This window comes from Burkholderia sp. Se-20378 (assembly GCF_017104665.1).
GTDB lineage: Bacteria > Pseudomonadota > Gammaproteobacteria > Burkholderiales > Burkholderiaceae > Burkholderia > Burkholderia lata.
In genome coordinates, this window is the sequence record NZ_JAAGPG010000219.1 from 1 (window position 1) to 13,046 (window position 13,046).

Consider the following 13,046-nt stretch of genomic DNA (forward strand, 5'->3'; position numbering starts at 1 on the left):
TGCCCCTGCGGCGCGTTCGAGCGGCAGGGGCGCGACGACTTCTCGCTGCTGTGGTCGGGCGAGGCCGCGGCGCTTGCGCGCGAAGAGGATGCGGGCGAACTGACGCAACGCTTGTGGCGCGACGCACTGGCGTGCGCGGCGGGGCTGCGCGACGCGTTCCCGCAGGCGGTCTGAACCACCGGGAAGGGGGCGCCGGCGCGGGAGCATCGGCGTATCATCTGGGTTTTCGTCAGCCCGATCCAGGCACCCCCACCATGACCTCCGTCGACACTACCCCCGTCCTCGACCATGACAAGCTCGTTACCTTCATCGAGCGCAAGTGGAACGATGAAATCCTCCACGCCCTGACCGACTACATCGCGATCCCCGCCAAGAGCCCCGCATTCGACCCCGACTGGGCGAAGCGCGGCTATCTCGAGCGCGTCGTCACCGATGCCGCGCAGTGGGCCGAGCGGCAGCCCGTGAAGGGCCTGAAGCTCGAGATCGTGCGCCTGCCGGGCCGCACGCCGGTGATCTTCTTCGAATCGCCCGCCACGCGTTCGGGCAGCACCGACACGATCCTGCTGTACGGCCACCTCGACAAGCAGCCCGAATTCGACGGCTGGCGCGCGGACCTCGGCCCGTGGACGCCGAAGTACGAGAACGGCAAGCTGTACGGCCGCGGCGGCGCGGACGACGGCTATGCGATCTACGCGAGCCTCGCGGCGCTCGGCGCGCTCGACGAGCAGGGCATCGAGCGGCCGCGCTGCGTCGGCCTGATCGAGACCTGCGAGGAATCGGGCAGCTACGACCTGCTGCCGTACGTCGACGCGCTGCGCGACCGGCTCGGCCAGGTGTCGCTCGTCGTGTGCCTCGATTCGGGCGCCGGCAACTACGACCAGATGTGGCTCACCACGTCGCTGCGCGGGCTCGTGTCCGGCGACCTGCAGGTCGAGGTGCTCGAGGAAGGCGTGCACTCGGGCGTCTTCGGCGGCATCGCGCCGTCGAGCTTCCGCGTGATGCGCCAGCTGTTCGAACGCCTTGAAGATGCGAAGAACGGCAACCTGCTGCCGGGCGAGTTCCATTGCGAGATTCCCGACAGCCGCGTGCGCGAAGCCGAAGCGGCCGCTTCGATTCTGGGCGACGCCGTATGGAAGGGGCTGCCGTGGGCCTGCGGCGCGGACGGCAAGCCGGTGCTGCCGACCACGACCGATCCGCGCGAGGCGCTGCTGAATTCGACGTGGCGTCCGTCGCTGTCGGTCACCGGCGCGGCCGGCCTGCCGGCGCTCGCCGATGCGGGCAACGTGCTGCGTCCGCGCACCGCGTTCAAGCTGTCGCTGCGCCTGCCGCCGCTCGTCGACGCCGCGCAGGCCGTGCAGCAGCTGAAGGCACTGCTCGAACTCGATCCGCCGTACAACGCGAAGGTCACGTTCAAGCCGGACGCGGGTGCCGCGACCGGCTGGAGCGCACCGGATCTCGCGCCGTGGCTTGCGTCGTCGCTCGATGCCGCGTCGCGTCGCCACTTCGGCGCCGACTGCGCGTACATGGGCCTCGGCGGCACGATTCCGCTGATGAACGTGCTGCAGGAAGGTTTCCCGTCCGCGCAGTTCATGGTGTGCGGCGTGCTCGGGCCGAAGTCGAACGCGCACGGCCCGAACGAATTCCTGCACGTGCCGTATGCGAAGAAGCTGACGGCGGCGGTCGCGGACGTGATCGCGACCGCGCGCTGATCGCCAAGCGCCAAGCGCTCGGCGCTTGGCGCTTGGCGTGACAACTGTCCAACCCGATGTGACGGAACCTTGCCGATGACCGCACTGCCGACGCCCGATACCGAACCGCTGCGCATGCGCGCCGAACCGCTGCATGCATTCGTCGCGGCACTCTGGGAACGAGCCGGCAGCAGCGAGCGCGAGGCAACGCTCGTCGCCGATCACCTGGTCGGCGCGAATCTCGCGGGCCACGATTCGCACGGGATCGGGATGATCCCGAACTACGTCGCGTCGTGGCGGGAAGGGCAGTTGCAGTTGAACGGGCACGCGTCGATCGTCCGCGACGGCGGCGCGGTGCTGACGATCGACGGCGGGCGCGGCTTCGGCCAGGTGATCGCGTTCGAGGCGATGGTCGAAGGGATCGACCGCGCGCGACGCATGGGCATCTGCGCGATCGGGCTGCGCGACGTGCATCACCTCGGCCGTATCGGGCACTGGGCCGAGCAGTGCGCGCGCTCGGGGCTTGTGTCGTTCCATTTCGTCAACGTGCCGGGCGACCTGCTGGTCGCGCCGCTGCACGGCACCGATCCGCGCTTCGGCACGAACCCGTTCTGCGCCGCGTATCCGCGTGCGGGCAGGCCGCCGCTGCTGCTCGATTTCGCGACGAGCGCGATCGCGTACGGCAAGACGCGCGTCGCGTACAACCAGGGCAAGCGCGTGCCGGCCGGCTCGCTGATCGACCATCGCGGCCAGCCGACCGACGATCCGGCCGTGATGCACGAGCAGCCGTTCGGTGCGCTGCTGCCGTTCGGGCTGCACAAGGGGTACGCGCTGGCGGCGATGTGCGAGATTTTCGGCGGTGCGCTCGTCGGCGGGCATACGACCTACGGCGACACGCTGCAGAAGACGAGCGCGATCGTCAACGGGATGCTGTCGGTGCTGATCGATCCGAATGCGTTCGATGCGGCCGACGCCGAGCGCGAAGCCGATGCGTTCGTCGCATGGGCGAAGGCGTCGCCGCAGGCCGGCGACGCACCGGTGCAGGTGCCGGGCGAGCCGGAAGAGGCGAGCCGCGCGGCGCGCGGCGCCGGCGGCATTCCGGTCGATCGCGCGACGTGGCGGCAGATTCGCGAGAGCGCGGCGGCGGTCGGCTTCGACGACGCCGAGCTCGACGGGTGGACGCAGCGCTGTACGGCATCCGCATGAGCTGGCAATCGGAAAAGGCGCACGGCGAGGAGATCGCGTATCAGCTCGCGCCGCTCGGCAACGTGACGGTCGTGCGGTTCTTCAGCGGTGCGGCGATGCGGCTCGACGGCGTGATGTTCGGCTTCATGTCGCGCGGGTCGCTGTTCCTGCGTGTGGATGACGTGAACCGTCCGGCGTTCGTCGCGGCGGGGATGGGGCCGTTCTCGTACGAGCGGCCCACGCGGACGGTTTCGCTCGACGGCTATTACGAGGCGCCGGCCGACGTGCTCGAGGACGCAGGCGCGCTGTTCGACTGGTGCCGCAGCGCGTATCGCGCGGCGTTGCTGGCGGGGCCGCCGAAGCGGAAGGCGAGGACGGCATCGATAGCGAGGCCGGTGCAGGAAGCGAAGCAGGCGTCGAAGCGAGGCGCCAAGCCGGTGTCGAAAGTGTCGCCGAAGCCTGCGCCCGCGCAGGAGGCCAGGCTGGGATCGAAGCGGGCCGCCAAGCCGGTGTCGAAAGTGTCGCCGAAGCCAGTGCCGGTACAGGAAGCGAAGCCGGCATCGAAGCGAGTCGCCAAGCCGGCGTTGAAAGTGTCGCCGAAGCCTGCGCCCGCGCAGGACGCCAAGCTGGGATCGAAGCGGGCCGCCAAGCCGGTATTGAAAGCGTCGCCGAAGCCTGCACCGGCGGAGGAAGCGAAGCCGGCATCGAAGCGAGTCGCCAAACCGGCGTCGAAAGTGTCGCCGACGCCTGCATCCGCGCAGGAGGCCAGGCTGGGATCGAAGCGGGCCGCCAAGCCGGTATTGAAAGCGTCGCCGAAGCCAGTGCCGGTACAGGAAGCGAAGCCGGCATCGAAGCGAGTCGCCAAGCCGGTGTCGAAAACGTCGCCAAAGCCTGTGCCCGCGCAGGAAGCCAAGCAGGTATCGAAACGAGTCACCAAACCGGCGTCAAAGGCGTCGCCGAAGCCGGTGCCTGTGCGGGAAGCCAAACCGACGTCGAAACCGGCAGCGAAATCCCCGACGAAGCGCAAGCAAACATAGTGCGGGTCGCGCGAAGCGAAAGCCGCGCGATTTCCGTTTTGTCGGCCCGGCCGTCGCCTGGCGATGCACGCGACGTGAGCCGGCCAGCGCAAGGGCGGCCGGGGCGCACAGTCACGAATCCGTCAAGCTCGTGCCGCACCGCACATCCCCCATGCTTCACAACAGCGGCCTCGGCGTTTATGATCGGCGCGGGTTGCACCCGTGCCTGGCGCGACCTGAGCCGGCCTCGCCGCCGGCCCCGCGAACGGCGCATCGTACGTCGCGCGGGATGCTTCCCCACTCATCATTCCAGACGGAGACAGCCGATGCTCGTCCTGATTCTCGGTTTAGCGATCTTCCTTGGTGTGCACTCGATCCGGATCGTCGCGGACGGCTGGCGGTCAGCGATGATCGAGCGGATCGGCGAGAAAGGCTGGAAGGGCCCCTATGCGATCGCGTCGATCGTCGGCTTCGTGCTGATCATCTGGGGTTACGGCATCGCGCGCCAGGGCGCGACGCTGCTGTGGGTGTCGCCCGTCGGCGTGCGCCACCTCACCGGCATGCTGACCGCCATCGCATTCGTGCTGATCGCCGCGTCCTACGTGCCCGGCAACCGCATCAAGACGCTCGTCGGCCATCCGATGGTGGCCGGCGTGGCGGTGTGGGCCATCGCGCACCTGCTCGCGAACGGCACGCTGCACGCAGTCGTGCTGTTCGGCGCGTTCTTCGTGTGGGCGCTCGTCGATTTCGTCGTGTGGCGTGCGCGTGACCGCCGCGATGGCGTGCGCTATCCGGCGGGCAGGCTGTCGGGCGACGTCGTGGCGATCGTGGCCGGGCTCGTCGTGTGGGCCGTCTTCGCGCTGTTCCTGCACGGCTGGCTGATCGGCGTGCGGCCGTTCGGCTGAGCAGCCGGGAAGTTGGGCGCCTGAGAAGGTGAGCGACCGGGCGGCGGCGGACCGGCGCGCCGCTCGCCCCTCCGGGGCAACGGTCAGCGCGCCTTCGCGCCGGCCGTGTCGCCGAGTTGCGCCGGCTTGCGGCGCACGAAATACGCCGCGACGATCGCGAGCGCCGTCAATACCGTGAACCAGAACTGGAAGCGCGAATCCGGGTTGAACGCCTGCGAGCCGAGCACGGCGACCAGCGCCAGCAGTGCGATCCAGTTCGACACCGGATAAAACCACGCGCGGAACGCCTGCGGATCGCGCGGTGCGTGCTTCTCCTGCCGGCGCATCGCGAAGTGCGCGACGATGATGAAGATCCACACGATCATCACAAACGCGCCGCTGCTTTTCGCGAGCATCAGGAACAGGTCGCCGCCGCTCACGAAGTGAATGCCGAGGATCGATACGCAGATCGCCAGGCACAGCACGAGCGCGTTCATCGGCACGCCTTTCGCGTTGGTCCGGCCGAACATCGCGGGCGCGTGGCCGCGCTGGCTGAGCGAGAACAGCATGCGCGAGTTCGAGAACAGGAACGAGTTCATCACCGACATGAACGACACGAACAGCACGAGCTTCATCGCGACGGCCGCGCTCGTGAAGCCCGCCATGCTGAACAGCGACACGTACGGCGATTTCAGGTTGGCCTTGTCGGTCCACGGCATGCACAGGATCAGGATCGACACCGAGCCGACGTAGAACACCATCACGCGCACGATCACGCTCTTGATCGCGCGGATCACGTTCTTGCTCGGGTTCTCGGATTCGCCGGCCGCAACGGCCGCGATTTCGCTGCCGCCGAGCGAGAAGATCACGACCATCACGCCGGCGAGCACGGGCGAAATGCCGTTCGGCATGAAGCCGCCGTGATCCGTCAGGTTGATGAGCCCCGGTGCGGGAATGCGCGGCTGGAAGCCGAGCAGGATCGATGCGCCGAGCGCCATGAAGATGATGATCGTCGTCACCTTCGCGAACGACAGCCAGTATTCCGCTTCACCAAACGAGCGCACCGAGTACGCGTTGCTCGCGATCAGCGTGACGAGCATGAACAGCGCGCCGCCCCACACGGGCAGCCACGGCAGGAAATCGTGGAGGATCGCGCCGAGCAGGATCGCCTCGACGGTGATCGTCATCATCGACTTGAACCAGTACAGCCAGCCGACCGCGAAGCCGGCCCATTCGCCGAGATAGCTGCTCGCGTAGGTGGAGAACGATCCGCTGTCGGGATTGCGGGAGGCCATTTCGCCGAGCATGAACATGACCAGCGTGACGATCACGCCGCCGATCAGGTACGACAGGATCGCCGCGGGGCCGGCGGTCGCGATGATGGCGCCGGAGCCGACGAACAGGCCCGCGCCGATCACGCCACCAAGCGCGATCATCGTGATGTGTCGTTGCTTGAGGCTTTGCCTCAACGAGTTGTCCTGCATCTCCTACCTCTAGTTATTGTTGGCCCGTTGGCCGGGAACGCATCGGGTAGCGCGGCGGCAAGCGTTCTGCCGCCGCAAGGGGCGCCGATGTCGAGGGAGCGTGTGTGACGCGATGTGCCGGGCCGCCGGCGGTGAATCGGAATGGCGGCCGCGAAGTGCCGGTCGGTGCCCGCGAGAGGGCGATGACGACGACAACCCCGGATTGTGGGCGGACACCGCCGTCACGGCAAACGAGATATGCGAAAGACGTCTTGCGGTTTGCTCATCAATTGCCGGCTCGTCCATGCCCGCGTCGACATGAACTACATGAAAGCGCGGCGATGGGAGCGGCGCCGGTCTCCCGATATCGTTGTTTCCACGCGGCAACGTCTCGGGTTCGACGGTCGCCGCGACGACGACAACGCTTCCATGGAGACACGAATGACGCATACCCAGGTCGTGCCGTTGACTCGGTCACGCGCACCGGTTCCGCCCCGCCATTGCACGTTCGACGTGCGCGATTGGGACATCCTGAGCCGCTACTGGCATCCGGTCGCGTTCGCGACCGAGGTGGGCGACCGCCCGCTTGCCGTGACGCTGCTCGACGAACGCATCGTGCTGTTCCGGTCCGGCGGCGCCATCGTCGCGGCACGCGACGTATGTCCGCACCGCGGCGCGCCGCTGAGCCGCGGCTGGGTGGTCGAGGATCGGCTCGTGTGCCCGTATCACGGCCTCGAATATGCGGCGGACGGCAAGTGCGTGCGCATTCCGTCGCAGCCCGACGGCCCGATTCCGGAGCGCCTGTGCCTGACGACCTATGCGGCGCAGCAGGCCTACGGGCTCGTATGGGTGTCGCTGGGCGGCGGCGAGCTGCCGCTGCCGGATTTCCCCGCGTGGAACGCGGAAGGCTTCCAGCAGATCCTGCCGCCGTCGATCGACATCCGCGCGTCGGCCGGCCGGCAGACCGAGGGCTTCATCGACGTCGCGCACTTCGCATGGATTCATCACGAGAGCTTTGCCGACCGCCGCAATCCGGTCGTGCCGCAGTACTCGGTGGAGCGGCGCGAGAACGGCCTGCACGCGGAGTATGTGAGCACGGTCAGCAACTTCCCCAAGTCGATGCAGCATCGCGCACCCGAGGGCTTTCCGTGGCGGCGCGTGTTCGAAGTCGACGTGCCGTTCTTCGCGCGCCTCACCGTGCATTTTCCGGAAGGCGGCCGGCTCGCGATCCTGAACGCGGCCAGCCCGGTTTCCGCCCGCCTGACGCGCCTGTTCGTGCCGATCGCGCGCAACTTCGATCACGACCTGCCGCTCGATGACGTGTATGAATTCAATCGCCAGGTATTCGAGGAAGATCGCGAGATCGTCGAGCAGCAGTGCCCGGAGGACTTGCCGATCGACCATTCGCACGAAGCGCCGATCCTGGCCGATCGCTCGTCCGGTGCATACCGGCGCGCGCTCGGCGAGATCGGGCTTGGCCAGTCTTATGCGCGCTGAGCGGCGCACGGGAGCCATGATGAAGATCTGGGAATGCGTGATCTGCGGGTTTCGATACGACGAGGCTGAAGGCCTGCCGCAGCACGGGATCGCGGCCGGCACGCGCTGGGAAGACGTGCCGGACGACTGGATGTGTCCCGACTGCGCGACCGGCAAGCACGATTTCGACATGCAGGTGGTGGCGGCATGAGCACGAATGAAACGTCAGACAGCCGCGGCGATCCGGTCGTCATCGTCGGCACGGGCCTCGCGGGTTATACGGTTGCACGCGAATGGCGCAAGCTCGACGGCGACACGCCGCTCGTGATGATCAGCCGCGACGACGGCAGCTTCTATTCGAAGCCGGCGCTGTCGAACGCGCTCGCGCAACGCAAGACGCCCGAGCAGCTCGCGATGTCCGATGCGCGGACGATGGCGGAGCAGCTGCACGCAACCATCCGGACGCACTGCGCGGTGCGGCGGATTTGCGCCGACGAACACGAGATCGTGCTCGACGACGGGAGTACGCAGCGTTATCGCGCGCTCGTCCTGGCGACCGGTGCCGATGCGCGGCGCGTGCCCTGCGAAGGCGACGGCGCGGCCGACGTGCTGTCGATCAACGACCTGGCCGACTACGCGCGGTTTCGCGGCGGGCTGCGCGACTGCCGCTCGGTCGCGATGCTCGGCGCGGGGCTGATCGGTTGCGAGTTCGCGAACGATCTGATCGCGGCGGGGCTGACCGTGACCGTGATCGACCCCGCCGACGCGCCGCTGTCGCGATTGCTGCCGGCGGAGGCCGGCCGCGTGTTCGGCCATGCGCTGAGCGACGCGGGCGTGCACCTGCGGCTCGGCACGGGCGTGCGCTCGATCGCGCGTCTCGCACGCGGGGACCGGCTTGCGCTGACGGACGGCGGGCACCTCGAGGCCGACCTCGTGATATCGGCGATCGGGCTCGTGCCGAGAGTGGCACTGGCGCGGGACGCGGGGCTCGACGTCGCGGACGGCATCGTGACCGACGCAGGGTGCCGCACGAGCGCACCGGACATCTTCGCGCTCGGCGACTGCGCGGCGATAGAAGGGCGGGTCCGGCCGTATGTGTTGCCGATCATGCACGCGGCGCGCGCACTCGCGCAGGGCTTGCGTGGCACGCCAACCCGCGTGGCGTTTCCGGTGATGCCGATCGTCGTCAAGACGCCGGCGATCCCCGCCGTGGTCGTCACGGCGGACGGTGGTGGCCGCTGGACCACGGAGGTCGGCGTGGGTGACGCGCCGCGTGCGACGCGCGCGCTTTGCGCGGATCCCGACTCCGGGCGCATCACGGGTTTTGCACTGCTCGACGCGGCAACGGCGGAAAAAGCCGCGCTGCTGAAGACGATGGCCGCTGACGCAGCGACCTAGCCTGCGGCCCGCGTCGATCCCGACATGGCGCCTTTCCAGATGCGCCATCGACAGGCAGCTTCTTCGCTGACCGACCCCTGTCGCGGACGCGTCCCGCACGCAGCATGCGGGGCCGTCCGTTCATTGCCGCGAGCCTCGGCTCGCGGCTTTTTTGCTTTTCAATGCGGACGGCGCGCGATTTCCGGCACCAGTTTCTTCGCGACGCCGGACACGAGTCGCCGCAGCCAGACGGCAGCTGCGCTGCGATGCGTGCGGTCGTGCCAGAGCTGGTAGTAGGTCAACGCCTGCGGCTCGCACGGAATCGGTTCGATGCGCAGCGGCAGCAGGCTGCAGAAGTGCGTTGCGAGCGTGCGCGTCGTCGTGAACAACAGGTTCGAGCGCATCAGTACGTAAGGCGCCATGCCGAAATAGGGCATCGTCGTCGTGACGTTTCTCGACAGGCCGCCGCGCGCGAGTTCCCGATCGATGGTGCCGAGCCCGGTCGCGTGATGGGTCGTCACGCCGAGATGGTCGGCTTCGCGGTAGACGTCCGCGGTGAGCTGGCCGCGCCGGATCCGATGATCGTCCCGCATCACGCACACGAGGTCGTCGCGGCATAGCGGCTGCAGATGCAGCTGCTGAGGTGGCGTGCTCCAGTTGCCGACCGCCAGGTCGAGCGAGCCGCTTTCGAGTGCGTGTTCGTACCCGCCGTCCACGGTCATCAGGTGCTGGAATTCGATGCGCGCGCCCGGCGCCTCCTGCTTGAACGCGTCGACGATCGCGGGCAGGAAGAACACGTCGAGATAGTCGGGGGAGCCGATCCGGAAGGTGCGGTGCGTCGTGGCGGGATTGAACGTGCTGGCCGGATTCAGCACGGCGGCGATGCCGGCGAGCGCCTGGTCGAGCGGCTCGACGAGCGTCATCGCGTGACTGGTCGGCACCATCCGGCTGCCGCTTCGCACCAGCAGCGGATCGCCGGTGATCGCGCGCAGCCGGCGCAACGCGACGCTGATGGTCGGTTGCGATTGGCCGAGCAACACGGCGGTTCGCGAGACGCTCGATTCGGTGATGAGCGTGTGAAGGATCTTCAGAAGATGCGCGTCGATGACGTATCGGGACATGCGGGCTGCCGGTGGGGATATCGTGCCCCGATGTATACGTAGCGATATTTCGACCGTCAATCGAGCGGATATCCGGAGCCGCGCGAGCGGGCCTTGCGCGGTGGACTTCATAACGGATCGGATATCGCGTCTATGTCCGTGCCGTCATGGCCCCGGAATGGCAGCCGGTGCGGTGCGCGCGACGCGTTCGCGTCAGATCGGCTTGACGAACAACCCGACGGTCAGCACCGCGCCGATGCAGACGATCCCGATCCGCAGCACGCGTTCGTTCACGCGATGCAGCGCCCAGGTGCCGAGCAGCCCGCCGACGATCGCGCCGCCGCCGAGCGCGAGCGCCTTGTCCCAGTGCAGGTGCGGCGACGTCAGGAACAGCACGACGGCCGAGGCGTTCATCACGCCCGCGAGCGCGTTCTTCGTCGACATCGCGTGGCGCGGCGACAGGCCGGCCATCGTCAGCACGGCCATCATCAGGAAGCCGAGCCCGCCGCCGAAGTAGCCGCCGTAGATCGCGATCATGAACTGCGAGAGCGCGGCGGGGACGGTGCCGAGGTGGGCCGTGCCTTCACTCGGCTTGCGGAAAAAGCTGCCCCACGCGAACACGATCGTCGCGAACAGCACGAGCCACGGCACGAGGCGCGAGAAGATCGACGAAGGGGTTTTCAGCAACAGCAGCCCGCCGAGCGCACCGCCGACCACGCTGATGAAGAACATCGCGCGAAACGACAGCTTGCCGACGCCGCGCACCATGTTGCGGCTCGCCCAGCCGGTCGTGACCTGCGCGGGAAACAGCGCGACCGTCGACGTGATGTTCGCCGCGAGCGGCGACATGCCCGACACGATCAGCGCGGGCAGCGTGACGAACGAGCCGCCGCCGGCGAGGGTGTTCTGCAGTCCGGCCCAGAGGCCGGCGAGGATGACGAGAGCGAGCATCGGAGCGGGAGCGGAAGGTGTCGGGGTTTGCCTGCCGGAGGCGGGCAGGCGCGGCGAACGCCCGATGGTAATGCAGGACGGGCGGCGGCGTGAACTGGTGCGATTGCGGTGTCGTTGCGGGCCTTCCCGGCTGGCGCAGGCGACGGTGCCGGACCGCCCGCGACCAAGGTCGATGACGGCCCGGGCGACCGGACGGGCGGTCTTACGACGTCGCGCGGCCAATGTCGGATTGTCGAATGATGCGCGCGAAATAGACTGGTTGATGAGCGGCGGGAAAGAACCGGCAGGGTTGGGGGTCAGCCGGCGTCCGGTGCGCTCGGGAACGCAGTTCCTGTTGACGGGTTCGATTCCGGCCACGCGGTGCCGGCGCGTCGGAATCGGACCGCCTTTCCTCGGGGGACACGCATGGGCGCCGGCGGGCGAACAGGCGACCGGGTGTCGATCGCGGCCACGCGACGGCGCTTCGTTGCCGTTGCTCCGCCGTATCGGCGGAGCAAATGAATGTCGCAGTCGGGATGGTACGCCGCGTGTGCCACGCGCCGAACCATCGCCGTTGCTCGAACGCCCCGCGACCGTCAGCCGTTGGCCGGTCGTCGCGGGCGAACGGGCGTGAGAGAACAACCATGAGAAAGTCGTTTCGCGAGATCGGCTCGGGTACGGCCGTCTGCCTGATCTGCACCGCATGTTTCGCCGCATCGCCGGCGGCCGCCTACACGCCGGGCGGCACGCGACACGCGTACCCGTCGCGCAGCGCGCCGGCGCTTCCGACCGTGACCGTCCAGCCGACGGCGAACGGAGGCGACCAGGCCGACGCGTTGCAGGCCGCGTTCGATGCATTGCAGCCGGGCCAGCGCCTCGTGCTCGCGCCGGGACGATACGCCGTCGGGCGGTCGCTGACGGTGTCCAAGGCGAACGTCGTGATCTCGGGCTATGGCGCAACGCTGGTCGCGACCAACCCGGCCGATCAGACCATCGTGATGAGCGGCAGCGGGTCGACGCTCGTCGGCGTCACGCTGGTCGGCACGGGCACGACGCGGCTGACGACGCCCGCATCGACGAAGGTCGAGGTGACGGGCACCGGCGTCCAGGTGCTCGGCGTGACGATCCAGGGGGGTGCCAGCGCCGGGATCTTCATATACGGCGGCAGCAACGTGGCGATCGTGGGCAACACCGTGCAGGCGACGCTCGCCGACGGCATCCATACCACCCACGGCTCGACCAACGTGCTGGTGCGCGGCAACACGGTGAAGGACACCGGCGACGACCTGATCGCCGTCGTCAGCTATCAGGCCGACGGCAGCCTCAGCGCCAACGTGCTGATCGACGGGAATACGGTGTCGGGCAATTATTGGGGGCGCGGCATCTCCGTGGTCGGCGGGCGGACCGTGACGATTTCGAACAACTCCGTCAACGGTGTGCAGAAGGCGGCCGGCATCCTGGTCGCGCAGGAGGATAGCTGGAAGACCTACGGCGTGTCGGACGTGCTGATCGAGAACAACGTCGTCGGCGCGATCCAGGACGGCACGAACGCGAACAACGGCCTGCAGCCGACCCAGCAGGCCGCGATCGAGCTCGATACCTGGTCGGGGACGGTGTCGTACGTCGTCGTGAAGGGCAACCGCGTATCGGGCTCGGGCTATGCCGGCTTCCGGGCGTTGGGGAACGTCTGCCATTTCGCGGTGGTCGACACGGCGCTCGCGTCGATCGCCGGCATGCCGGGGTGGCTGCAGACGAACAACTGCCCGGCCGCCGATAGCGTCGCGTACGGTAATTCGCTGGGTGGCGTGGCGCTGGCGCCGCCGATCGGCGCTTCGCCGTCCGGGACGATTCCGGCCGGCGGCGCGGTGATGTCGGGGATGCCGGCGGTGCGCACGAGCCTGATGCAGGCGACTGGCGCGCCCGCGGC

The 13,046-nt window shown here is 68.3% G+C and carries 11 protein-coding genes and 1 pseudogene; 9 read left to right on the forward strand and 3 right to left on the reverse strand.

Annotated elements, in window-relative coordinates:
* From G3N93_RS41655 to G3N93_RS21790, 5 genes and pseudogenes are all read left to right on the forward strand, one after another.
* Positions 1–174, forward strand: a pseudogene (locus tag G3N93_RS41655) (2-nitropropane dioxygenase); the annotation flags it as partial.
* Between the two features lie 80 nt (positions 175–254).
* Positions 255–1,709, forward strand: coding sequence for a M20 family metallopeptidase (locus G3N93_RS21775; protein WP_174936897.1), 1,455 nt, complete (start codon positions 255–257; stop codon positions 1,707–1,709).
* 75 nt (positions 1,710–1,784) lie between these two features.
* A complete protein-coding gene (locus tag G3N93_RS21780) occupies positions 1,785–2,894 on the forward strand; it encodes a malate/lactate/ureidoglycolate dehydrogenase (protein WP_174945897.1) in 1,110 nt (369 codons plus the stop codon).
* On the forward strand, positions 2,804–3,910 hold the full coding sequence (locus G3N93_RS41660) for a TfoX/Sxy family protein (RefSeq protein ID WP_307873423.1): 1,107 nt from the start codon (positions 2,804–2,806) through the stop codon (positions 3,908–3,910). Before G3N93_RS21780 ends, G3N93_RS41660 begins: the two co-directional genes overlap by 91 nt.
* A 305-nt stretch (positions 3,911–4,215) precedes the next feature.
* A complete protein-coding gene (locus G3N93_RS21790) occupies positions 4,216–4,794 on the forward strand; it encodes an NnrU family protein (protein WP_174936903.1) in 579 nt (192 codons plus the stop codon).
* 83 nt (positions 4,795–4,877) lie between these two features.
* On the opposite strand, the gene G3N93_RS21795 is transcribed toward G3N93_RS21790, so the two are convergent.
* Positions 4,878–6,257 (reverse strand): amino acid permease, encoded by a 1,380-nt coding sequence (locus G3N93_RS21795; protein WP_174945899.1) that lies wholly within the window; start codon positions 6,255–6,257, stop codon positions 4,878–4,880.
* A 420-nt stretch (positions 6,258–6,677) separates the two neighbouring features.
* On the opposite strand from G3N93_RS21795, the gene G3N93_RS21800 reads away from it, so the two are divergent.
* From G3N93_RS21800 to G3N93_RS21810, 3 genes are read left to right on the forward strand one after another with little or no spacing between them, the layout of a single operon-like run.
* Entirely contained in the window at positions 6,678–7,733 is a 1,056-nt protein-coding gene (locus G3N93_RS21800; protein WP_206133933.1) for an aromatic ring-hydroxylating dioxygenase subunit alpha, read from the forward strand.
* Between the two features lie 19 nt (positions 7,734–7,752).
* Positions 7,753–7,923 (forward strand): rubredoxin, encoded by a 171-nt coding sequence (locus G3N93_RS21805; protein WP_048250728.1) that lies wholly within the window; start codon positions 7,753–7,755, stop codon positions 7,921–7,923.
* Positions 7,920–9,110: an NAD(P)/FAD-dependent oxidoreductase gene (locus tag G3N93_RS21810; protein WP_206133934.1), complete on the forward strand. Its 1,191-nt coding sequence runs from the start codon at positions 7,920–7,922 to the stop codon at positions 9,108–9,110. The genes G3N93_RS21805 and G3N93_RS21810 overlap by 4 nt, the downstream gene beginning before the upstream one ends.
* A 158-nt stretch (positions 9,111–9,268) precedes the next feature.
* Here G3N93_RS21810 and G3N93_RS21815 read toward each other — a convergent pair whose 3' ends face one another.
* Together G3N93_RS21815 and G3N93_RS21820 are read right to left on the reverse strand one after the other, a co-directional pair.
* Entirely contained in the window at positions 9,269–10,210 is a 942-nt protein-coding gene (locus tag G3N93_RS21815) for a LysR substrate-binding domain-containing protein (RefSeq protein WP_174936910.1), read from the reverse strand.
* A 192-nt stretch (positions 10,211–10,402) separates the two neighbouring features.
* Positions 10,403–11,140, reverse strand: a complete 738-nt coding sequence (locus G3N93_RS21820; protein ID WP_174985574.1) for a sulfite exporter TauE/SafE family protein — start codon at positions 11,138–11,140, stop codon at positions 10,403–10,405.
* 623 nt (positions 11,141–11,763) lie between these two features.
* On the opposite strand from G3N93_RS21820, the gene G3N93_RS21825 reads away from it, so the two are divergent.
* The coding region (locus tag G3N93_RS21825) for a right-handed parallel beta-helix repeat-containing protein (RefSeq protein WP_241026650.1) at positions 11,764–13,046 on the forward strand (1,283 nt) is incomplete at its 3' end.